Origin of the sequence: Bradyrhizobium sp. WSM1417 (genome assembly GCF_000515415.1) — a bacterium.
In the GTDB taxonomy this organism is placed as follows: Bacteria; Pseudomonadota; Alphaproteobacteria; order Rhizobiales; family Xanthobacteraceae; genus Bradyrhizobium.
The window spans coordinates 512797-534382 of sequence record NZ_KI911783.1 but is presented as its reverse complement, the minus strand read 5'-3'; the positions used below and the strand labels follow the sequence as shown (position 1 = coordinate 534382).

The following is a 21586-nucleotide window of genomic DNA, read 5'->3' as shown; positions in this document are numbered from 1 at the left end:
GTTGTATCGATGGTCTCGATCGCGAAATAGAAGCGTTCCAAAGCACAAAGGGCACCGCCTGACAATCAAGACTATGCACGCGACAAAATGAAGTTAATATCTTCCCCATTGCAACTAATGAGATTATTTGTTCAGCCGATTTGGCCCGAGAGTTAAGGCCCGTGGGCGCGGGCCGGCTGTTTCCTGAGCGTTTTGCCGCTCAACCTGTTTTCATCGCGTTCTCGTTTTTTCAAGGGGACCTCACTTGGCTGAATATGTCGTCGAATTCGGCAGGGATGGCGGTCGGGTCGAGTCCGACGGGCGGCTCGACGCACCGGCATTTCATCGCAATCACGAGCCGCTCTGGGCGGCACTGGAAAAGCATCTCGCCGGCTGCACCGGCAACGTGGTCGAACTCGGCAGCGGAACCGGCCAGCACGTGGTCCACTTCGCTCGTCACACGCCGGGCCTGATCTGGTGGCCCAGCGATCTCAACCCGCGCCACCTCAAGAGCATCGAGGCCTGGCGCGTTCATTCAGGCCTGAAAAACATCCGCTCGCCGCTGCGGATCGATCTCACCGATCCCGATTGGTGTCCGGAGATGAAGAGCGGGCAGGCGCCGTCAAGTCTTGCCGCATTGTTCTGCGCCAATGTCATCCACATCGCGCCGTGGAGCGTCGCCGAGGGCCTGTTCGCCGGCGCCGGCCGCTATTTGCGGGCCGACGGCAAGCTGTTCCTCTACGGGCCGTTCAAGCGCGGCGGCAAGCACATCGCGCTCAGCAACGCCGTGTTCGACACGTCCTTGCGTGAAGGCAATCCCGACTGGGGCGTGCGTGATATCGCCGATGTCGAAGCGCTCGCCCGCGGCGCAGGTCTTCGCCTCGTCGATACGATCGACATGCCGGCGAATAATTTCACGCTGGTGTTTTCACGCTAAGCCACAACGGCGGTGCGCTCCCTCCCCCGCTTGCGGGGGAGGGTTGGGGAGAGGGTGTCTCCGCAACGGGATGTCCCCCAGAGGAGACAACCCTCACCCGCCGCGCTCTTCGAGCGCGTCGACCTCTCCCGCAAGCGGGAGAGGTAAGCGGCGCCCTCGGCGTGCAGCGATCAAATTAACGTCACGCTTCCCCGTCTCGCCACCCGATCTTCTCTTTCAAAAACCGAAAACCAATCACCTCGAACCCCGCACGCTCCTTGTTGTCCTTGCCGTAGCCGTGGCCACCGGCTTCAGGCTCGTAGAACCAGGCTTCGTAGCCCATGGCCTGCAGCTTTGCGGCCATCTTGCGCGCATGGCCGGGATGGACACGGTCGTCGCGCCGCGTGGTGGCGATCAGGATCGGCGGATAGGGCTGGCCGGCTTTGACGTTGTGATAGGCGGAGTAGGTCTTCAGCCAGTCCCACTCCTCCGGCTTGTCGGGATCGCCGTACTCCGCGATCCAGCTCGCGCCGGCGAGCAGCTTCGTGTAGCGACGCATGTCGATCAGCGGGATGGTGCAGAACAGCGCGCCGAAACGTTCGGGGTATCGCACCAGCATGTTGGTGATGAGGATGCCGCCGTTCGATCCTCCCTGTGCGGCAATGCGCTTTGCCGTTGTCACGCCGCGGCGGACGAGATCGGCGGCAACGGCCGCGAAATCGTCGTGCGACAGTTTCTTGCCGGCGAGTCGGCCGGCATCGTGCCAGCCCGTGCCGAATTCGCCGCCGCCGCGCAAATTCGCCTGCACCGTGGTGCCGCCACGCTCCAGCCACAGCTTGCCGAGGGACGGGTTGTAATACGGCTTCACCGAATGGGCGAAGCCGCCATAGGCGCTCATATAGACCGGTGCGTCGCCGGTCTCGCCGGCGGGGCCGGTCTGCACATAAGGGATGCGTTCGCCGTCGATCGAGATCGCCTCGTGCTGGGTCACCACGAGACCGTCGGCGTTGAATGTTTTCGGCGCCTGCTTCAGCACAATCGGGCTCGCGACGCCGCGCTCCATCAGCAGCAGCGACGGCGGCGTCAACGGATCCTGCACATTGGCAAGCAGGTCGCCATTGCTCTCGGAGGGATGGCGATCCAGCGGCCAGATGTCGACGACGCCGATCTGCGGCAGGCCGCCGAGCGTCTCGCGGCTCCAGCTCGTGACGGACGGCGTGCAGATCTCGAATTGCGGCTGGAGCTCGTCAAGGATCGACAGCACCAGCCTGCCTCCGGCCCAGAACAGACCTTGCAGGGCGCGGCGAGATTCCGGCTCGAACAGCACCGCGAAATCGCGGCTGCCGGCGAGGAAGGCCGAGAGCGACATGCCGAGCACGGTATCGGCGGCATAGGTTTTGCCCTCGATCGACCAGGCTTCGCGCAGCTTCATCGCGAACCAGTCGCCATGCGCCTGCAACCAGATGCCGGTCGGCAGATCGAGCTTCGTCGTCGTGCCGTCTGCGTCGCGCAGCCAGAGCGCATGATTGAAGAAATCGATCTGGTCGACGATCCAGCTGCGCGGGGCCGCCGCGGTGTCGTCGACGATGCCGGAGATCGCCATATGATCCGCCGTCGTCTCGATGATTATTTGCGCCTGATCGACAGGCTGGCCGCGCCGCCACAGGCGAACCGTCCGCGAATATCCGGAAGCAGTCGCCATGCCTTCGCCATGGGCGCTCGACAGCAGAAGCGTGTCGGCATCGAGCCAATCGACGCCGCCCTTGGCTTCCGACAGCGCAAACCCGTCGGCAACGAAACTCTTGGTGTCGAGGTCGAATTCCCGCAAGGTGACGGCGTCGCTGCCCCCGCGCGACAGGCCCAAAATGGCCCGCGAGCTTCCCTTCTGTGTGGTGATGCCGCTCACCAGCCAGTTCTCGCCTTCGCGCGCGGCGAGCTGGTCGACATCCAGCATGATCTCCCACGTGGGATGCGGTTTGCGAAACTCGGCGAGCGAAGTCTTTCGCCACAGGCCGCGCGGGTTGGTGGCGTCCTTCCAGAGATTGTGGAGTTCGTCGCCGCGCCGGCTGACATAGGGAATGTTGTCGGGACGATCGTAGATCGCCGCGAGGATATCGCGGTCGCGCGCGAAGGCCGCTCCGCCGAAGGCGTCGAGCGTCAGGCTGTTCTGCCGCTCCACGAAATCGAGCGCCTGCTTGCCTTCGATCTCCTCCAGCCAGAGCCAGGGATCGTCGTCGGGAGCGCTGAGCGTAGGCCTGTCGTCGACGGACATGAACGAAACTCCGGAAGATTGCGGCGGATAGGATTTGATCGAACGCAAACCGTCAAGTGCGCGGCCCATTATGATCGGTCCGATTGCGTCAGAGACATGGCCTGCGCCCGTTTGCGCCGGTTGCCCGGCCTCCCGCGCCCCGGCATAGTGCCGGGAATCAAGCGAGCCTTTAAAAGCCCCTCGAAAGCCCGTTGGGGCGGAAATGCCGATGCTGGATGTGACTGCAGCCAATGAGATCGCCGCCGACGCCCGCGTGCGCGCCAATGTGGTGCGCCTAGCCGCCGCGCAGGCGCTGACCGGCGCCAACTCGGCGGTGATCTTCGCCACCGGCGCAATCGTCGGCGCGACGCTCGCGCCCGACGTTTCGTTCGCGACCGTGCCGATCTCGATGTATGTGCTCGGCCTCGCCGCCGGCACGCTGCCGACCGGCGCGATCTCGCGCCGCTTCGGCCGCCGAATGGCTTTCATCGTCGGCACAGGTCTGGGCGCGCTGACCGGTCTGCTCGGCTCGTTCGCGATCCTGCACGCTTCGTTTCCATTGTTCTGTCTGGCGACTTTTCTCGGCGGCCTCTACGGCGCGGTGGCGCAGTCTTATCGCTTCGCTGCCGCCGACGGCGCCAGTGCGGCCTATCGGCCCAAGGCGGTGTCCTGGGTGATGGCGGGCGGCGTGTTCGCCGGCGTGCTCGGTCCGCAGCTCGTGCAATGGACCATGGATGTCTGGCAGCCTTATCTGTTCGCCTTCAGCTTCCTGGTCCAGGCGGCCGTCGCGCTCATCGCGATGGGTATCGTCGCAGGTGTCGACATGCCGAAGCCGGCACCGGCCGATCTTCACGGCGGGCGGCCGCTGCTCGAGATCGTGACCCAGCCGCGCTTCATCGCGGCGGCGCTGTGCGGCGTCATCTCCTACCCCATGATGAATCTGGTGATGACATCGGCGCCGCTCGCCATGAAGCTGTGCGGCTTGAGCGTTTCCGATTCCAATTTCGGCATTCAATGGCACATCGTCGCCATGTACGGGCCGAGCTTCTTCACGGGCGCGCTGATCGCCCGCTTCGGCGCGCGCAAGGTTGTTGCCGCCGGCCTGCTGCTGGAGGCCGGCGCGGCCGGCATCGGGCTGTCCGGCATCACCGCGATGCATTTCTGGGCCACGCTGATCGTCCTCGGCATCGGCTGGAATTTCTCCTTCATCGGCGCTTCCGCGCTGGTGCTGGAGACGCACCGGCCGCAGGAGCGCAACAAGGTGCAGGCCTTCAACGATTTCCTGGTGTTCGGCATGATGGCGATCGGCTCGTTCTCGTCCGGCCAATTGCTCGCCAGTTACGGCTGGTCCGCAGTGAACATGGTGGTGTTCCCACCGGTAGCACTCGGCCTCGCCGTGCTCTCGCTGGCGTCCTTTGCCCGCCGCCGCAAGGCGCGGCTGGACGCGGCGATGGGCGAGTTCCCGGATGCGATCTGAATTGGCGGGAGGCTGTCAGCAGCGTTGATAGTTCGATCCAGGTCGAAGTGATTTCCGGGGCTTGGGTTGTTACATGATGCTCGTCATGAACAGGCGAGCGTGAAGCAAGGCGCTCGCGGGGGAAACGAAGGACAAGCGCAAATGCTCGACAATCCCCGGCACGACGCATCCATCGACGAATCCTCCCTCCGCTACGAAGGCTGGCGCATCGTTGCGGTCTGCTTCCTGCTCGCGACCTTCGGCTGGGGGCTCGGCTTCTACGGCCAGAGCGTCTATGTCGCCGAACTCCAGCGCGCGCACGGCTGGTCGGCCTCGCTGATATCCTCGGGCACGACGTTCTTCTATCTGTTCGGCGCGCTGCTCGTCGTCTTCGTCGGCGAAGCCGTCAACAAATACGGCCCGCGCCTCGGCCTGATCGCAGGCACGCTGGCGATGTCGGCTGCGGCGGTCGCGATCGGCGCGGTGCGCGAGCCGTGGCAACTTTATCTCGCGAACGCCGTGCTCGCCTTCGGCTGGGCCGGCACCAGCCTCGCCATGATCACCAACACGATCAGCCTGTGGTTCGACCACAAGCGCGGCATGGCCATCAGTCTCGCGCTGAATGGCGCAAGCTTCGGCGGCATCGTCGGGGTGCCGCTGCTGGTGACCCTGATCGGCCATGTCGGCTTCGCCAGCGCGATGTTTACCGTCGCCGGTGCCATGCTGGCGCTGCTCCTGCCGGTGATCCTGATTGTCGTCGGCCGCCCGCCCGATCTCCATGGCCGGCGCGCAGCGACGCGAGCGAAGCCGCAATCCTCGGCGCAGATCCGCAGCCAGGCCTTGCGCGATGTCGGCTTCCTCACCGTGACCATTGCCTTTGCTTTGGTGCTGTTCGCGCAGGTCGGTTTCATCGTCCACCTGATCTCGTTCCTCGACCCCGTGATCGGGCGCGAGCGCGCGGCCGTCGCGGTTGCGGTGCTGACCGCGATGGCGGTGATCGGCCGGGTGCTGTTCTCGCTGGTGATCGACCGCCTCAACCAGCGGCTCGCCTCGGCGCTGTCGTTCCTGAGCCAGGCCGTGGCGCTGTGTGTCGTCATCAATTTGCACAATGATTACGTGCTGATCGCGGCCTGCGCATTGTTCGGCTTCTCGGTCGGCAATCTCATCACGCTGCCGTCGCTGATCGTGCAGCAGGAATTCGATTCGGCCTCGTTCGGCGTGCTGATCAGCCTCAACACCGCGATCAACCAGGTGACGTATGCGTTCGGCCCCGGCGTGGTCGGTTTTCTGCGCGATGTCTCCGGTGGCTATGAGCTGCCGTTCTATCTGTGTATTGCGCTGGAGCTGGCGGCGGCGGCGTTGATCATGGTGCGGGGACGAAAATCCCAGTCGTGAGCGACGGCGCTTCAACAAGCTCCGTCATTGCGAGGAGCTCTTGCGACAAAGCAATCCAGGCTGCCTCCGCAGAGACAGTCTGGATTGCTTCGCTGCGCTCGCAATGACGAGGGGCGGCAGCGGAGTTCACGCCTCGCGCTGCTTCAACAGTGCATCCACATCCAGCCGCTTCGTGAACATCGAAAGCTTGCCATCCGGCCCGAACGGCCATTGCTCCCGCGGCTTGTCCCAGTACAGCTCCACGCCGTTCTGGTCCGGATCGCGCAAATACAGTGCTTCGGACACGCCATGGTCGCTGGCGCCGTCGAGCGCAATGCCGGCCGAGAGCACGCGGTGCAGCGCATCCGCCAGCGCGGGCCGCGTCGGATAGAGGATCGCGGTGTGATAGAGCCCGGTCGTGCCCAGCGGTGGCGGCGAGCCGCCCTTGCTCTCCCAGGTGTTGAGCCCGATGTGGTGATGATAGCCGCCGGCCGAGATGAAGGCCGCGCCGGAGCCCATGCGCTGCATCAGCTCGAAACCGAGCACGCCGCAATAGAAGCCGAGCGCGCGGTCGAGATCGGCGACTTTGAGGTGGACGTGGCCGATCCTGGTGCCGGCGGCGACGGCTTGGTTCTGCGACATGGCGGCTGCTCCGTTGATGGACTCCACATAAGCCCGGGCCCGGAACAGTGCTACCGACCTATCCCGAAACCCATCGTTTCCTTACGTGAAACTATGAGAGCTCCCGCACCTCGCCCTCCGGCAGCTCGAACTCAAACGTGTTCAGCGTCATCGACACCAGCGTGTAATAGCCGCAGAGACCAATCACCTCGACCACGCCGCGCTCGCCGAGCAGCTTCACCGCCTCGTCATAGAGGCCCTTCTCGACGCCGTGGCCCTCATGCAGCGACTTCGCGACGTCGTAGATCATCTTAGCCCTGGGATCGTCGAAGACGGGCGTGCGGCGGTCGCGGATGGCATCGACGATGTCAGGATCCATGCCGCCGGCAAGCGCCAGCCGCTTGTGCGCGTACCATTCGTAATGCGCGGTCCAGTGCCGCGCCGTCACCAGGATCGCGATCTCCGAGAGCTTGGCGGGAAAAATCGTGTCGTAGCGCAGGACCTCGCCGAGCCGCGTGGCGTGACGGGCCATGTCGGGGCTGTTGAGCCAGGCCATCATCGGCGCCGGCGGCTTGCCGCGCTTGCCGGCAATCGACTCGTCATAGGTCTGCCGCTGGCTCTCGTTCATTTCGCCAGGCGAAAGAAGTTTCAGGCGCATTGTTGTTTCCTCTTTGTTTTCAAGCTTCGCCGTCGCAGCGACTATAGCGGATGCGTGACACGGAAGTGGTTGAATTCCGCGGGAGCTTGGCCCAGAGTCGCGGGCAACAAGCCGATTTAGATTGATGGAAACGACCAATGACTGACTCCAGGGCCAGCGAGACTGAGACCGCCGATCTCGAAACATTCCGCAGCGAAACACGTGCCTGGCTCGAGGCCAATTGCCCGCCGGAAATGCGCAAGCCTGCGACGTCCGACGCCGACGTGTTCTGGGGCGGACGCAATGCAAAGTTCTCGTCCGAGCCGCAACGCATCTGGTTCGAGCGCATGCGCGATAAGGGCTGGACCGTACCCGATTGGCCGAAGGAGTACGGCGGCGGTGGCCTCAGCGCTGCCGAGCACAAGGTGCTGCGCGCGGAAATGGCCAGGATGGGCGCGCGTCCCCCGCTGTCGAGTTTTGGCATCTGGATGCTCGGGCCGGCGCTGCTGAAATACGGCAACGACGCCCAGAAGAAGGAGCATCTGCCGAAGATCGCGGCTGGCCTGATCCGCTGGTGCCAGGGCTATTCCGAGCCGAACGCCGGCTCCGATCTCGCCTCTCTGCAGACCCGTGCCGAGAGCGACGGCGATGATTTCCTCATCACGGGGTCGAAGATCTGGACGTCCTACGCCAACTACGCCGACTGGATCTTCTGCCTCGTCCGCACCGATCCCGCCGCGAAGAAGCATGACGGCATCAGCTTCATCCTGTTCGACATGACCTCGAAGGGCGTGACGACCAAGCCGATCCTGCTGATCTCCGGCTACTCGCCGTTCTGCGAAACCTTCTTCGACAATGTCCGCGTGCCGAAATCGCACGTGGTCGGCACCGTCAATCGCGGCTGGGACGTCGCCAAATATCTGCTCCAGCATGAGCGCGCGATGATATCAGGCATGGGCGAGCGCGGCGTCGGCCGTCCGCTCGGCCAGATCGCGGCCGATTCCGTCGGCACCGATGCGCTGGGACGGCTCGACGATTCCATGCTGCGCGGCCGGATCGCCAGCTTCGACGTCGATGAAGCCGCCCTTGCAGCCTGCGCCGAGCGCGCGGTCGATCTCGCCAAGGCGGGGCAGGCGCATCCGGCGTTCTCGTCGGCGATGAAATATTATGGCACCGAGCTCAACAAGCGCCGTTACGAGATCCTGATGTCGGCCGGCGGCGTCGACGCACTGGAATGGGAGAGCGACCGGTCGAAGCAGGGCGCCCGTCCGCGCGCCTGGCTGCGGACCAAGGCCAACTCGATCGAGGGCGGCACCACCGAGGTCATGCTCGGTATCGTCGCCAAGCGCATCCTCGACCTGCCGGGAGCTTAGCAAAAGTCCTCATCCTGAGGAGCGGCCGCAAGGCCGCGTCTCGAAGGATCGCCTACATGGTTCGAGACGGCGCTTAGTTTATCATCGGAGCCGCGCATAGCGCGGACCCGGTGGCGCCTCCTCACCATAAGGTTCAACCACCGAACTCAGTCGAATCGCACTTTGTTGGAGCCCGTCATGGCCCTCGTCCTCACCGAAGAACAATCGATGCTCCGCGACAGCGCGCGCGGGCTGATCAGCGACAAGGCGCCGGTGTCGCATTTGCGGCATCTGCGCGACAGCAAAGATCCCACCGGCTTCTCCAAGGAGTTTTGGCATTCCTTCGCTGAGATGGGTTTTGCCGGCTTGCTGGTGCCGGAAGAGTTCGGCGGCAGCGGGCTCGGCTGTGTCGAGGCTGGCGTGGTGATGGAGGAGATCGGCCGCACGCTGATGCCGTCGCCCTTCCTCGCCACCAGCGTGGTCGCGGCCTCTGCGCTGAACCGTGGCGGCAATGCCGCGCAGAAATCGGAGTATCTGCCGAAGATCTCCAACGGCTCGCTGCTCGCGACGCTCGCGATCGACGAGGGCGCAAAACACCGCCCGCTTCAGACCAGCCTCCAGGCCGTGCGCGCCGGCAACGGTTTTAGGCTCTCTGGCGCCAAGGCGCTGGTGGTCGACGGTCACGTCGCCGATCTCCTCATCGTCGCTGCGCGCACCGCCGGCTCGGCCGGCGAGCGCGAGGGGCTGACGCTGTTCCTGGTCAACCCGAAGGCCAAGGGCGTTGCGATCGAGCGCACCATCATGGTCGACGCGCACAATGCGGCGCGGCTCGAGCTTGCCAATGTCGAGGTTGATGCCGACAGCGTGCTCGGCGAAGTCGACCAGGGTGGCGGGCTGCTCGACGGCGTGCTCGATATCGGGCGCGGCGCGGTCGCCTCCGAAATGGTGGGCTTGAGCGAAGAAGTGTTCAACCGCACCGTCGAGTACCTGAAGAGCCGCAAGCAGTTCGGCAAGCTGATCGGCGAATTCCAGGCGCTGCAGCACCGCGCCGCCGAGCTCTATGTCGACATCGAGATCACCCGCGCCGCCGTGATGAAGGCGCTGCAAGCGCTGGATACGGACGTCGCCAAGGCCGCATCAAGCGTCGCAGTGGCGAAAGCCCGCGCCGGCACCACCGCCACACGCGCGGTGCAGGAAAGCGTGCAGATGCATGGCGGCATGGGCATGACCGACCAGTTCGACATCGGCTTCTTCATGAAGCGCGCGCGCGTGTGCGAGGAGTTGTTCGGCGACGCCAATTACCACACCGAGCAACTGGCAAGGGCGCGGGGGTATTGAGGCGCACCGTCGCGTCGCATTCGGTGTCATCGCCCGCCTTGTGCGCAATTGCGCACTGGAGCGGGCGATCCAGTACGCCGCGGCCCCTCAGTATGCGATTGATCTCTCGGAGTACTGGATCGCCCGGTCAAGCCGGGCGATGACAGTTGAGAAAGTGGAAAGCGCCTGCCCCAAGCTCGTCATTGCGAGCGCAGCGAAGCAATCCAGTCTGTCACCGAGGAGTGACTCTGGATTGCTTCGTCGCTGCGCTCCTCGCAATGACGGCGGATAGAGCTCCTTACCGCACCGGCGGCGCGTACTGCACGCCGCCCGCATTCCACAGCTGGTTCATGCCGCGCGGGATCTTCAGCTTCGACTTCTCGCCGATGTTGCGCTCGTACATCTCGCCGTAATTGCCGACGTGGCGGATGATGCGGACCACCCAATCCTTGGTGAGGCCGAGCTGCTCGCCGTAATTGCCCTCGGTGCCGACCAGCCGCATCACTTCCGGCTTCTTCGACTTCAGGGCCTCGTCGATGTTCTCCGAGGAGACGCCGAGCTCCTCGGCGTTGATCATCGCGTACAGCGTCCACTTCACGATCATCATCCAGTCGTCGTCGCGCTGACGCACGACGGGGGCGAGCGGCTCCTTGGAGATCATGTCCGGAAGGATCATGTGGTCGCCCGGCTTCGACAGGTTGATCCGCAACGCGTAGAGCTGGGAGACGTCGGCGGAGAGCGTGTCGCATTTGCCGGTGTCGTAGGCTTTCACGACGTCGTCCAGCTTGTCGAATTTCACCTCTTCATACTTCATGTTGTTGGCACGGAAGTAATCCGCGACGTTGAGCGCCGTGGTGGTCCCGGTCTGGACGCAGACCTTGCTGCCGGTCAGGTCCAGCGCGGTTTCCTTGTTGCGCGCGCGCGGCAGCATGAAGCCTGCGCCGTCGTAATAGGCGACCGCGGGAAAATAGAGATCGTAGTCGAGCTCGCGCGCCATGCTCCAGGTCGAGTTGCGCGAGAGGATGTCCACCTTTCGGCTCTGCAATTCCTTGAAGCGCTCGCTGGCATCCAGCGCGACAAATTTCGCCTTGCTCGGGTCGTTGAAGATCGCGGAGGCCACCGCACGGCAGAAATCGACGTCGAAGCCGGTCCAGTTGCCCTTGTCGTCGGGGATCGAGAAGCCCGGCAGGCCCTTGTTGACGCCGCACAGCACTTCGCCGCGGCGGACGGTGCGCTTCAGCGTGCGGGTGTCGTAGAATTCATAGATGATGGCCAGGACGGCGACCAGCACGGCGACGGCGAGCCCGATCAGCAGGCCGCCACGAAAAGTGCGCATCATGTTGCTCTCTCGAAATAATCGGGAAAAGGAATATTCGCTAAGGCGAGGAGATCAGAGCTCGGGCTTCTGCCGGATCACAACCTTGGTGCCGACCGGGACGCGATCGTAGAGATCGGCGACGTCGCGGTTGACGAGCCGGAAGCAGCCCGAGGAGACCTTGGTGCCGATCGTGTCGGGCCGATTCGTGCCGTGGATGCGGTAGACCGTGGTGCCGAGATACATCGCGCGCGCGCCGAGCGGATTGCCGGGGCCGCCGGCCATGAAGCGCGGCAGATAGGGCTGGCGCTGGATCATCTCCGGCGGCGGCGTCCAGTCCGGCCACTCCTTCTTGTTGGTGATGTTCACCAGCCCCTGCCACTGAAAACCGTCGCGACCGACGCCGATGCCGTAGCGAATCGCACGACCGCCGGGCTGCACCAGGTAGAGATGCCGTTCCGCGGTCGAGATGATGAGGGTGCCGGGCGCTTCGGTGGTGCGGAAGTAGACGACCTGCTTCTGCCATTCCGGATCGAGTTCATAGGCATCGTCAGCGACCAGGCCCGGCTCGTCCCCGCGGTCGGGCTGCTGAGCGTAGGCATGGGGCGCGGACAGGATCAGGCCGATCGCAGCCACAAATATCCCGGTCAGGCGACGAAAATCCGTCATTTCAAGCTCTCCCCCACTGCCACAGCGAATATCGTTCGGAACCATCTGAACCCAGCGGCAGCTTCATGGCAAGTTGATGGCGCGCCCGGCTGGTATGTCACGAGAATGCTTTGGTTTTTTGACGGACCGCGCGCAATGCCACAAACAGGGGATGGCGCGAAAAGCAGTGAGCCGGGCACGACGTGCTCCCTCTCCCGCTTGCGGGAGAGGGTCGGGGAGAGGGTGTCTCCGCAGAAAGATTCCCCCAGAGGAGAGAACCCTCACCCGGCGCTCTGCGCCGACCTCTCCCGCAAGCGGGAGAGGTTAGAGCGAGCACGCGGCCAAATCACCTGAGCCAACGGGCATCCTTGTAACTAGATCTTGTTGTTCTCTTCCGCGATCCCGAGCCGTCGGACGATCTCCGTCCCCACGGCCCGGGCCTCAGGCCTCGACCCGATGCGAGGGCTGCGAAATCGCTGTCCGGACTGCAAGCGGATCACGACGATGCAGTGCTCGTCCTCGGAACGGCCGCGGCGCTCGACCGTGATCGTCTTGACGTCGCGCCCTTCGATGTGGTCGGCGCGCAACGTGCCGTCGCCCCACAGGCGTTCGACGCGGATATCACCTTGCCGGATGATCCAGAAGGCGCCGGTCACAAGATTGGCATAACGGGACACGCCGAAAGCGGCGATCGCGCCGACCGGCAGCAGCACGATGTCGACCGGCCCGGGCGACAGGCCACGCCAGAGCCTGTAGGCGTAGGGAACGGCGCACAGTGCGACGACGATCAGTGCGACGATCCTGATGTCTCGTGCGGAAAACGGCTCGAGGGGGTCGCCGAGACGCATCTCGGGATTGCTGGCATCGAGCGGATTGACCGGAGACTCGACGTCGGGAACGTCGAATTGCGCGGCGATCCGCGCCACCGTGTCGTGCACATGGGTGACATCGGCGATCGGCGGCGAGGTCAGGCGCTCACCGGAGGCCAAGGTGAAGGCGAGCTGGAAGCGGGCTTTCGCCCTCTTGCTGCCGGGAACCTGCAATCCCCTGATGTCATCTTTGCCGACGATCCGCGTCCGAAGTTTTCCGAACGGACGCTGCTCCCCGATCAGGATCTCGTCCGGCGTGATGATCCACACCACTGCCGGCGCCAGCATGATGATTCGGACGAACGCCGCTCCCACCAGCAGCGCGACCACGGAGATGATGATCTCCAGAGTGTCGTGCGTGAACAGCCCCGGCGTGAAGCACAGCGCAACGGCGGCCGCAAAGCCGGACATGACCAGCCGCTGCGCGATCGAGGCGCCTTCGCGAAGCCGAATGTCAGTGCTGCTGGTGGCGTCGTCCATCGCGGGCGGCTGATTACGTGGCCCGCGAAACTCCACGGACGGCTCCGTGGAGTCAAGCAACAACGGCGCGACCCGCGCCGGGTGTCAGCTATTGGCGTTCAACAGCTTTGCCACGGTGCGGTCGATCTCGTCATAGCGGCCTTCGCCCTCGTGCTGGAACACGATCTTGCCGTTCTGGTCGATGATGTATTGCGCCGGCCAATATCGGTTGCGGTAGGCGTTCCAGGTCCTGGAATCGTTGTCCTGTGCCACCGGATAGGTGATGCCGTGGCGCTTCAGCGCCGCCTGGACGTTGGACGCCGAGCGCTCGAACGGGAATTCCGGCGTGTGCACGCCGACCACGACGAGGCCCTTGTCCTTGTACTTGGCATAGAGGTCGGTGACGTGCGGCAGCGTGTTGACGCAGTTGACGCAGCCATAGGTCCAGAAATCCACCAGCACGACCTTGCCGCGCAGATCGGCGATATTAAGCGGCTTCGAGTTGAACCAGTTGTTGATGCCGGCGAAGTCGGGCGCGGTGTCCTGGCTGGCGGCGGCGGTGACGACAGGGACCGCGCGCGCGGCCTCGTCGCAGATGCCGGGGATGACGGCGCCTGTTACGGCGATGCCGATCAGTGCGGCGGAGACGGCGAGCAGCTTGAAAGTCATGGAAAGATCCTCCGGTGAAGATGAGTGATGATCACAGGCCGATCTGGCCGGTGGGATAGAAGCCGGTGAGCCACGCCACGATCAGCGTGTCGTATTGGAAATAGGCGGCGAGTGCGAAGCCGATCACGACGACGCCAAAGCCCTGCTGCAGCCGCGGCGAGATGCGCGCGAGACTGCGCACCCGGGTGGTCGCGGCCTGCCCGCCATAGGCGATCGCCAGCATCGGAATCGCCGCGCCGATGGCGTAGGCGATCAGCAGCGTGCCGGCCCAGGTCGCGTTCTCAGTGGTCGCGACCAGCGTCAGGATCGAGCCGAGCACCGGGCCGGCGCAGGGCGTCCACACCAGACCTAGCGTGGTGCCGAGCACGAGCCCGCCGAGCGCGCCCTCGCGCTGCGTGGCGCCGGAGTTGCCGAGATCGAGCCAGCCGTTGAGCCGGATCGACAGCCATTCGAACGGCGCCGGCCACAGCATCAACAGGCCGAAGCCGAGCAGCAGGATCGACGCCGCCTCGCGCAGCACGTTCGGATCGAAATTAAACAGCCGCGTGATGGCGCCGAGCAACAGCGCGGTCGCGGAGAACGAGATGACGAAGCCGAGCGCGATCATCGCCGGGCGCAGCTGCGAGCTGCGGCCGATCGAGGCCCCGAGCAGGATCGGCAGCATCGGCAGCGTGCACGGCGCGGCGATGGTGAGGATGCCGGCGAGGATAGCGAAGGTGAGTTCGAGCATCGGGGCACTCGTGAAGGGGGTCACGAGGGCAGTTCGGGATGGATGTGTCGGACGTTACGCCCCGTCACACGTTCGTGACGGGTGCGGCTGTTTCGTCGGAGAGCAGCAGTGCCTGCCATCGCGGGGTGCGCTCCCTCCCCCGCTTGCGGGGGAGGGTTGGGGAGAGGGTGTCTCCGCAACGGGACATTCCCAAGAGGAGAGAGCCCTCACCCGCCGCGCTCGAGACGATGCTTCGCACCGCCCGGGCGCGTCGGCCTCTCCCGCAAGCGGGAGAGGCGGGAGCCTGCGGCGACCGCCTCGACGCCAAACACAAAACGACCCGGAGGGGGGCATCCCGTCCGGGTCGTTGGAGGTCCTGGGAGGTTTAACGAAACCGTATGTAAGCTTTATAGGAGGGAAGTTTTTCCGCCTGATGTTGTGCTTTGTTTCAATTGTTTCGTCGGCGGTAACACTTCCGTGTCCGGGGTAGGGCCAAAACCAACGCCCTATCCCATTGAAATATCTGAACTTCAGGCGGCGAAGCGCTCGACGCCACAGCCCTTAAGCAATTCGGCCAGTTGCTTGCGGGCGTAGAACATCCGGGTCTTCACCGTGCTCTGCGGGATGCCGATGATCTGACCGACCTCCTCCACCGACTTCTCATGGTAGTAGACGAGGGTGATGATTTCGCGATGCGCGGGTGACAGCTTCTGAACGCAGGCGCGCAGGATGGCGCTGGTGTCGCTGCGGTCGAGCGAGGTCTCCGGCGTATCGCAGCCGTCGGCGATCTGACGCACGTCTTCCTGGTCGATGTCCTCGAAGCGACGCTGCCGCATCGCGGTCAGCGCCTTGAAGCGGGCGATCGAGAGCAGCCAGGTCGAAACCTGCGAGCGGCCCTGGAATTGGCCGGCGGTCCGCCACACGTCCAGAAACACCTGGCTGACGAGGTCTTCCGCCGTGGTGGCGTCGCGCACGATCCGCAGGATGAAGCGGTAGACGCGCACATTGTGCCGGCAATAAAGGATGTGCATGGACGTCCGGTTGCCGTCGGCAATGCTTTCGAGAAGCATGTCGTCCGAGGTCGCCTGAGCGGCAATGATGCTCTGGCTGGCTTGGGCGTTGATGGCGATGACGTTCGGCATTGACTTGGCTCCCCGTAGCGCCGCAACCGAGCGGCGTTTCCTTGGACCAAAGTGTTAATGAGCCAACGTTTCGGGACGTCTGCACGAAAAGGAGAAAATGGTTTCGTGCGCCATCAAATTGTTTCGTCGGATTAGCCGCGACGAAATATTTGGGGCAAAAAAGCGTGGAATTTCAATGTACGGAAAATACGGGGGTGGGGACTAGAGGCGGACGGAGGCGGCGGGAACGTATTTCGGGCCTTTGCGTTCGCACTCCCGTCTCGTCCCGGCTTTCGCCAGGACGACGCCCTGCGCTTCTAAGCCTTCTCGCCCGCCGGCGAGAACAGATAGCCCCCGCCGCGGATGGTGCGGATCACGGCGGGTTTTGCCGGATCGGGCTCGATCTTGCGGCGGATGCGCATGATGCGCAGGTCGACGGCGCGGTCGAAGGCTTCGGCGTCGCGCGCGTTGGCCAATTCCAGCAGGCGCTCGCGCGACAGCACGCGCTTCGGATTGGCCGCGAACACTTTCAAGAGCCCGAACTCGGATGCGGTCAGCGGGTGCTCGTTGCCCTCGTCGTCGCGCAAGGCCTGCGCTTCGAGATCGAGCCACTTCGTCCCGAACCGTACCAATTGCTCCTTGTCCGATTTCGCAGCCGCCGTTTCCGCCACGGCTTTCGCCGGCGCGCTCCGGCGCAGCACCGAGCGGATGCGCGCCATCAGCTCGCGCAGCTCGCACGGCTTGGCCACGTAATCGTCGGCGCCGAGCTCGAGGCCGACGACGCGGTCGATCGGGCTCGCCGTCGCCGTCAGCATGATCACCGGCACGTTGATGCGGCTCTTGAGGTCGCGGATGATCGAGAGCCCGTCTTCCTCCGGCATGTTGAGGTCGAGCACGACGAGGTCGGGCATGCTGCCGTCGATCGCCGTACGCAAGGACTTGCCGCCGTCGCACAGCGTCACGGTGAAGCCGTGCATCTTGAGGTAATCGCCGACCATCTCCCGGGCCGGGGCCTCGTCGTCGACGATCATGATGTGCTGGCTTTGGGTCATGGTCCTGGGATCACGGAATTTCGGTCGCGGGGAGGGTGATGGTGAAGGTCGAGCCCGTGCCGGGGCCCTCGCTCTCGGCGGTCACCTCGCCGCCATGCATGTCGATAATACGCTTGACGATGGACAACCCAAGCCCGGTCGAGCTCTCGCCGGCGGTCGGTTTTGCCGACAACCGCTGGAACCGGCCGAACAGGCGGCCGAGATCCTCCGGCGACAGGCCGGCGCCCTCGTCGCTGACGCGGACGATTGTGTCGCCGCCTTCATGGCTCACGATGACGCCGATCTTGCCGCCGATCGGCGAGTATTTGATGGCGTTGCTGATGAGGTTGTCGATCGCCTCGCGGATGCGGTCGGTGTCGCACATGGTGACGATGTTGACGGGCGCGGTGACGCTGATCGTCTGCTGCTTGTTGACGGCGAGCGGCTGGTTGGCCTCGGCGACCTCCTTGACCAGGGCCGCAACGTCGACCGGCTCGCGGCGGATGGTGATGTCGAAGGCGTCGGCCATCGCGTCCGAGATCAGGTGATCGACCATCGTGGTCAGGCGCTTGGTCGCATCGCGGATGTGATCGACCTGGGCGACCACGCCGCCTGATGACGCGCCGGTCGAGATCAGCTCCTTCAGCATCTCGGTGCGGCCGAGGATGACGCCGAGCGGATTCTTCAGATCGTGGGCAACGGTGCCGAGGATTTCGTTCTTGAAGCCGTTGGCGCGCTGCAGCCGCAGCCATTGCGCCGAGAGGCGGCGGTTGGCCTGCATCAGCGCGCGGGTGCGCTGGGCGACGCGGTCTTCCAGCTGGGTGTTGGCGGCCTGGAGCTGCTGGTAGAGGATGACGTTATCGAAGGCGATCGAGAGCCGGCTGGAGAAGATCTCGACCAGCGAGCGGTCGGTCTCGGACAGCTCGCGCTCGGCCTGGAGCAGCACCACGACTTCGCGCCCGCTTCCGGTGCGCAAATAGATCACGCTGCGGTGGTCGGCGAATTCGTTCTTGCGGCCCTGAAAAGCGGCTTCCACCATCGCGCGCAGATCGGGGTCGAGCGCCTTCGACGAGGTCGTGCCGATGAAGCGGCTGTAGCAGCCGCTGCCGGCGAGCACCGAGAGCTCGGGGTCGAGGCCGCCATTGTCGCGCAAGACCAGGATGCCGGCGCAATCGACGTTGAGCAGCGAGGCGAGCTGGGTCAGCACGCCCTCGGCGAGCCGCTGCATCGACTTGAAGTCGTACAGCGTGGAAGCCGCGTCGATGATGATCTCGAGTCCGCGCCTTGTCTGCAGCATGCGCTCGAGTTGCTGGTAGGAGCGCAGCGCCGCGGTCAACGACGTGAACAGCTTGTCGGCGGTGAGCTCGGTCTTGGCCTTGTAGTCGTTGATGTCGTACTGCACGATCACGCGCCGCTCGGGCGCCTGGCCGGGCTGTCCGGTACGCAGGATGATGCGCACGGTCTCGTTCTTGAGCTCGTTGCGGATGTACTCGACCAGCTCTAGGCCGGCGACGTCCGTTTCCATGATGACGTCGAGCAGCACGGCGGCGATGTCGTTGTGCGCCGCCATCAGCTTGCGACCTTCGGCCGCGGAATGGGCGGAGAGGATCTCCAGGCCCTGGCCGTTGAGGTTGTAGTCGGACAGCGCAAAACGCGTGCCGTCATGCACGGCCGGATCGTCGTCGATGACGGCGATCTTCCATTTCCGGGCGTCAACATCCTCCGATGCGGTACCGGTGTCGTCGATCAGGTGGAGGACATCGTCCTGTTCGGCCATTGAGAAGTCCCGTCAGTCTCTGTGCTTTGCCCGCCGCCCCTGGCGACCCGGGGCATGATAATGCGAAATGTAGTGCCTTGTCCCAGCTTGGATTCCAGCATCATGCGACCGCCGAGCTGCTGGGTGACGAGGTTATAGACGATATGGAGCCCGAGTCCCGTGCCACCTTCATTGCGCCTGGTGGTAAAGAATGGGTCAAAGGCCTGGCGCTGCACGTCGGAGGTCATGCCGGCCCCGTCATCGGTGAAGATGATCTCGACGTCGTCGGCTCCGCGGGGCCGCGCCGAGATCGTGATCGTGCCGGCGCGGCCGTCGGCAAAGGCGTGGTTGGCGGCGTTGAGGAACAAATTGGTCAGGATCTGGCCGTAGGAGCCGGGATAGCCGTCGAGCAGCAGCCCCTCGGGCATGTCGACATGGAGCGTGATCGGCGACCGCTTCAGCACCGGGCGCAGGCTCGCGATGATCTGGTCGGTGGCTTCGCTGAGTGAGAACTGCCGCCGTTCGGCATGGGAGCGGTCGACCGCGACCTGCTTGAACGACTGGATCAGCTCGCCGGCGCGCTGCAAATTGGCAACAAGCTGCTGCGAGGCGTCGCGCGAGGACTGCACGAATTCTTCCAGCTGCGAGCGGCGCAGGCCGCCGTCGCCCTTGAGCTGGGCCTCGAAGATCTCGGTGCGCCGGGCAAAGCTCGACGCAACGGTGAGGCTGATGCCGATCGGATTGTTGACCTCGTGCGCGACGCCGGCGACGAGGCCGCCGAGGGCTGCAAGCCTCTCGGCATCGATCAGATTCTGCTGCGCGGCGTTGAGCTCGAGTAGCGCGCTTTCGGCCTTCTCCTTTGACGCGCGCAGCTCGTCCTCGGTCTGGCGCTTTGCAATGGCGTTTTCGCGGAACACTTCCACCGCGCGCGCCATGGCCCCGACCTCGTCGCGCGCGCGCGTGCCCTGCACCTCGCGGCCGAGGTCGCCGAGCGTGATCGCGCGCATCGCCGCCATGATCTGCTGCAGCGGCAGCCGGATCGACAGCGCGATCAGCACGCCGGCAGTGAGGATGATGCCGAGGAAGATCACGGCGATGGAAAGAACACGGCGGGAGATGTCCGCCAGCGTGCGGTCGAACGTCTCCTGCGCCTTCTGCTCGCGCTGGCGCATCTTGGTGGAGAGATCGTCGATGGCGCCGATCGCCTCGGCCTGGTTGGCGTCGATGGTGTTGCGCAGCAGCTCGGTACGGTTCGTGAGCTGCTCGGAGAGCTTTGCAAAGCCTTCGCGCAACGCGGCGGTCCGGGCCGCGAGCCGTCGCAGCGCCATGCGCTGGAGGTCGTTGTCGGCGAGATCGATCATCACGGGGATGGTCTTCTCGATCGTCTCGGTGTTGCGGCGGGCGTCGTCGGCAGCACCTGATGACAGCGACAGATAGTAGGAGTTGGCCGCGACCAGCATCGCAGTGAAGGCCTCGCGCGACTTGCCCAGCGAAGGCCAGATCAGCGCGTCGCGGTGGCCGGTGGCGCCTTCGATGATGGAGTAAAGCCCGGCCATGTCCCTGGCCGGTCCCTGCACCTGGTCCTCATAGGTCTTGGCGATGGTGGCCTGCACGCCGCGCAGCTCGCCGAAGCCGTTGAGGAAGCGGTCGGTGGTGCGCTCCAGCTCCTCGACCGAGCCCGACAGCATCGGGTCCTTGGCGGCGCGGTTGGTCAGCGTCCCCAGCACCGCCTCGCGCAGCAGCAGGATCTCGGCGAACAAATCGGGGCTTGGCTGGTTGATGTAGCGATGGATCAGATTGTGCAGCCGCCCGGTCTCGCTTTCGAGTAGCGCCAGAATCCGGTCGGACTCGCGCACCTGGCGCACGTCCTCCCAGGCCGAGCCGAGCACCTGCGAGCCGTTCCAGATCAGCCCGACCAGCACGATGACCACGGCGGAGTTCAGCGCCGCGATCGACAGGATGCGCCAGCGGATCGGCACCGCCCGGAGCACGCCGACCAGCCGCGCGCGCAGCCGCCCCATCGGGCCGGGCGACTTGTCTGCATGCTGGCTGTGTCCAAGCCCGGGCAAGTGGCCTCACTCCACCTTGCGAATGCGTTCGATCAGCGCGGCCGCGACCGGATCTTGCCCGGCCTTGGCGTAGATCGCGACCATCGCGTCCTCGAACGGCTTGCGGTCGATATCCCTGACGATGGTGACGCCCGCTGCTTCGGCCTTGCGCTGCGACTGCTCCTCGAGGTCGCGCCATTTCTCGCGCATGAATCGGCTGGAGCGCTGCGCGGCTTCGCGGAAGATGGTCTGGTCGTCGACTGAGAGGCTTTTCCAGGCCTTCAGCGAGATCACCAGCACTTCGGGGCTCATCGTGTGCTCGGTGAGGGCGAGATAGCCGGCATGCTTGTAATGGTCCGTCGTCACGTAGGATGGCCAGTTGTTCTCGGCGCCGTCGATCAAATGGTTGGCAAGCCCGGCAAGCACCTGCCCATAGGGCATCTCGACCGGCTCCGCGCCGAGCGCGCGGATCATCTGGCTCATCAACTCCGACTGCTGCACCCGGATCCGCAATCCCTTGAGGTCCGCGACGTTTCTGACCGGGCGGGCGCCGTTGTAGATCGACCGCGCGCCGGAATCGTAGAAGGCGAGGCCGACGAAGCCGTAGGGCTCGAAGCTGCCGAGGATCTCGCTGCCGACCGGCCCGTCCAGCACCTTCTGCATGTGCTCGATGGACCGGAACAGGAACGGCATCGCCAGCACGTTCATCGCCGGGACGAAATTGCCGATCAGCGCCACATTCGTTCGGTTGAGATCGATCGCGCCGACCCGGGTCTGCTCGATGGTCTCCTTCTCCTCGCCGAGCTGGCGGGAGTGGAACACCTTGACCTCGTGCCGGCCGCCGCTGCGCTCGGCGATCAGGGCGCCCATGTAGCGCAGCGCCTGCACGGTCGGATAATCCTCGGTCTGGGTGTCGGCGGCGCGGAATTCCCGCGCAGCGGCTCCCGTCGCGCAGATGGCGATCAGAAGCGCGACGAAAACCACCCCGGTCCGCGAGCGTTCGGCACGGTTCAACACTGGCACACTCAACCCCTCAGTGGTGGAGTCTATGGCGGGAG

Annotated in this window: 18 protein-coding genes; 5 read left to right on the top strand and 13 right to left on the bottom strand. The window is 64.7% G+C overall.

The genetic code is table 11. The features are described from left to right. The first annotated feature begins 244 nt into the window (after positions 1-244). Positions 245-916, top strand: a complete 672-nt coding sequence (locus tag BRA1417_RS0102675; RefSeq protein WP_027514490.1) for a DUF938 domain-containing protein — start codon at positions 245-247, stop codon at positions 914-916. A 181-nt stretch (positions 917-1097) separates the two neighbouring features. Here BRA1417_RS0102675 and BRA1417_RS0102670 read toward each other — a convergent pair whose 3' ends face one another. Beyond that, a complete protein-coding gene (locus BRA1417_RS0102670; protein ID WP_027514489.1) occupies positions 1098-3167 on the bottom strand; it encodes a prolyl oligopeptidase family protein in 2070 nt (689 codons plus the stop codon). 208 nt (positions 3168-3375) lie between these two features. On the opposite strand from BRA1417_RS0102670, the gene BRA1417_RS0102665 reads away from it, so the two are divergent. Next, on the top strand, positions 3376-4623 hold the full coding sequence (locus tag BRA1417_RS0102665; protein ID WP_027514488.1) for an MFS transporter: 1248 nt from the start codon (positions 3376-3378) through the stop codon (positions 4621-4623). A gap of 141 nt (positions 4624-4764) precedes the next feature. Next, positions 4765-5997, top strand: a complete 1233-nt coding sequence (locus BRA1417_RS0102660) for an MFS transporter (protein ID WP_027514487.1) — start codon at positions 4765-4767, stop codon at positions 5995-5997. 126 nt (positions 5998-6123) lie between these two features. Here the strand turns inward: BRA1417_RS0102660 and BRA1417_RS0102655 are convergent, their stop codons facing one another. Both BRA1417_RS0102655 and BRA1417_RS0102650 read right to left on the bottom strand, forming a co-directional pair. Continuing rightward, on the bottom strand, positions 6124-6618 hold the full coding sequence (locus tag BRA1417_RS0102655) for a VOC family protein (protein WP_027514486.1): 495 nt from the start codon (positions 6616-6618) through the stop codon (positions 6124-6126). Positions 6619-6709: 91 nt separating this feature from the next. Further along, positions 6710-7255 carry a carboxymuconolactone decarboxylase family protein gene (locus tag BRA1417_RS0102650; RefSeq protein ID WP_027514485.1) on the bottom strand — a complete coding sequence of 182 codons (546 nt, stop codon included), beginning with the start codon at positions 7253-7255 and terminating at the stop codon, positions 6710-6712. A 137-nt stretch (positions 7256-7392) separates the two neighbouring features. Here BRA1417_RS0102650 and BRA1417_RS0102645 point away from each other — a divergent pair, with 137 nt between their 5' ends. Further along, positions 7393-8607 carry an acyl-CoA dehydrogenase family protein gene (locus tag BRA1417_RS0102645; protein ID WP_027514484.1) on the top strand — a complete coding sequence of 405 codons (1215 nt, stop codon included), beginning with the start codon at positions 7393-7395 and terminating at the stop codon, positions 8605-8607. Between the two features lie 177 nt (positions 8608-8784). Next, the gene (locus BRA1417_RS0102640) at positions 8785-9924 is read left to right on the top strand and encodes an acyl-CoA dehydrogenase family protein (protein WP_027514483.1); all 1140 of its coding nucleotides are present in this window, start codon (positions 8785-8787) and stop codon (positions 9922-9924) included. Positions 9925-10201: 277 nt separating this feature from the next. Here BRA1417_RS0102640 and BRA1417_RS0102635 read toward each other — a convergent pair whose 3' ends face one another. From BRA1417_RS0102635 to BRA1417_RS0102590, 10 genes are all read right to left on the bottom strand, one after another. Beyond that, positions 10202-11239 carry an amino acid ABC transporter substrate-binding protein gene (locus tag BRA1417_RS0102635; RefSeq protein WP_027514482.1) on the bottom strand — a complete coding sequence of 346 codons (1038 nt, stop codon included), beginning with the start codon at positions 11237-11239 and terminating at the stop codon, positions 10202-10204. 54 nt (positions 11240-11293) lie between these two features. Continuing rightward, positions 11294-11887, bottom strand: a complete 594-nt coding sequence (locus BRA1417_RS0102630; RefSeq protein ID WP_027514481.1) for a L,D-transpeptidase — start codon at positions 11885-11887, stop codon at positions 11294-11296. Positions 11888-12240: 353 nt separating this feature from the next. After that, complete coding sequence (locus tag BRA1417_RS0102625) at positions 12241-13215, bottom strand: hypothetical protein (RefSeq protein WP_027514480.1); 975 nt, start codon at positions 13213-13215, stop codon at positions 12241-12243. A gap of 84 nt (positions 13216-13299) precedes the next feature. Then, positions 13300-13863, bottom strand: coding sequence for a thioredoxin family protein (locus BRA1417_RS0102620; protein ID WP_018456003.1), 564 nt, complete (start codon positions 13861-13863; stop codon positions 13300-13302). 31 nt (positions 13864-13894) lie between these two features. Next, positions 13895-14593: a cytochrome c biogenesis CcdA family protein gene (locus tag BRA1417_RS0102615; RefSeq protein WP_027514479.1), complete on the bottom strand. Its 699-nt coding sequence runs from the start codon at positions 14591-14593 to the stop codon at positions 13895-13897. A 509-nt stretch (positions 14594-15102) separates the two neighbouring features. Further along, a complete protein-coding gene (locus BRA1417_RS0102610; RefSeq protein ID WP_018456005.1) occupies positions 15103-15714 on the bottom strand; it encodes a sigma-70 family RNA polymerase sigma factor in 612 nt (203 codons plus the stop codon). Positions 15715-16010: 296 nt separating this feature from the next. Continuing rightward, positions 16011-16745, bottom strand: a complete 735-nt coding sequence (locus BRA1417_RS0102605; protein WP_007597984.1) for a response regulator — start codon at positions 16743-16745, stop codon at positions 16011-16013. A gap of 10 nt (positions 16746-16755) precedes the next feature. Then, entirely contained in the window at positions 16756-18501 is a 1746-nt protein-coding gene (locus tag BRA1417_RS0102600) for a DUF3369 domain-containing protein (protein WP_027514478.1), read from the bottom strand. Continuing rightward, entirely contained in the window at positions 18471-20501 is a 2031-nt protein-coding gene (locus tag BRA1417_RS0102595) for an ATP-binding protein (RefSeq protein WP_027514477.1), read from the bottom strand. Before BRA1417_RS0102595 ends, BRA1417_RS0102600 begins: the two co-directional genes overlap by 31 nt. A 54-nt stretch (positions 20502-20555) precedes the next feature. After that, positions 20556-21551: a TRAP transporter substrate-binding protein gene (locus BRA1417_RS0102590; RefSeq protein WP_027514476.1), complete on the bottom strand. Its 996-nt coding sequence runs from the start codon at positions 21549-21551 to the stop codon at positions 20556-20558. Between the last annotated feature and the right edge of the window lie 35 nt (positions 21552-21586).

Bases quoted from the DNA above. Each gene is read 5' to 3' on its own strand.
- BRA1417_RS0102665 (WP_027514488.1), top strand. From the start codon at position 3,376: ATGCTGGATGTGACTGCAGCCAATGAGATCGCCGCCGACGCCCGCGTG.
- BRA1417_RS0102610 (WP_018456005.1), bottom strand. From the start codon at position 15,714: ATGCCGAACGTCATCGCCATCAACGCCCAAGCCAGCCAGAGCATCATT.
- BRA1417_RS0102595 (WP_027514477.1), bottom strand. From the start codon at position 20,501: ATGGGGCGGCTGCGCGCGCGGCTGGTCGGCGTGCTCCGGGCGGTGCCG.
- BRA1417_RS0102655 (WP_027514486.1), bottom strand. From the start codon at position 6,618: ATGTCGCAGAACCAAGCCGTCGCCGCCGGCACCAGGATCGGCCACGTC.
- BRA1417_RS0102615 (WP_027514479.1), bottom strand. From the start codon at position 14,593: ATGCTCGAACTCACCTTCGCTATCCTCGCCGGCATCCTCACCATCGCC.
- BRA1417_RS0102600 (WP_027514478.1), bottom strand. From the start codon at position 18,501: ATGGCCGAACAGGACGATGTCCTCCACCTGATCGACGACACCGGTACC.
- BRA1417_RS0102640 (WP_027514483.1), top strand. From the start codon at position 8,785: ATGGCCCTCGTCCTCACCGAAGAACAATCGATGCTCCGCGACAGCGCG.
- BRA1417_RS0102625 (WP_027514480.1), bottom strand. From the start codon at position 13,215: ATGGACGACGCCACCAGCAGCACTGACATTCGGCTTCGCGAAGGCGCC.
- BRA1417_RS0102605 (WP_007597984.1), bottom strand. From the start codon at position 16,745: ATGACCCAAAGCCAGCACATCATGATCGTCGACGACGAGGCCCCGGCC.
- BRA1417_RS0102620 (WP_018456003.1), bottom strand. From the start codon at position 13,863: ATGACTTTCAAGCTGCTCGCCGTCTCCGCCGCACTGATCGGCATCGCC.
- BRA1417_RS0102645 (WP_027514484.1), top strand. From the start codon at position 7,393: ATGACTGACTCCAGGGCCAGCGAGACTGAGACCGCCGATCTCGAAACA.
- BRA1417_RS0102650 (WP_027514485.1), bottom strand. From the start codon at position 7,255: ATGCGCCTGAAACTTCTTTCGCCTGGCGAAATGAACGAGAGCCAGCGG.
- BRA1417_RS0102670 (WP_027514489.1), bottom strand. From the start codon at position 3,167: ATGTCCGTCGACGACAGGCCTACGCTCAGCGCTCCCGACGACGATCCC.
- BRA1417_RS0102630 (WP_027514481.1), bottom strand. From the start codon at position 11,887: ATGACGGATTTTCGTCGCCTGACCGGGATATTTGTGGCTGCGATCGGC.
- BRA1417_RS0102635 (WP_027514482.1), bottom strand. From the start codon at position 11,239: ATGCGCACTTTTCGTGGCGGCCTGCTGATCGGGCTCGCCGTCGCCGTG.
- BRA1417_RS0102660 (WP_027514487.1), top strand. From the start codon at position 4,765: ATGCTCGACAATCCCCGGCACGACGCATCCATCGACGAATCCTCCCTC.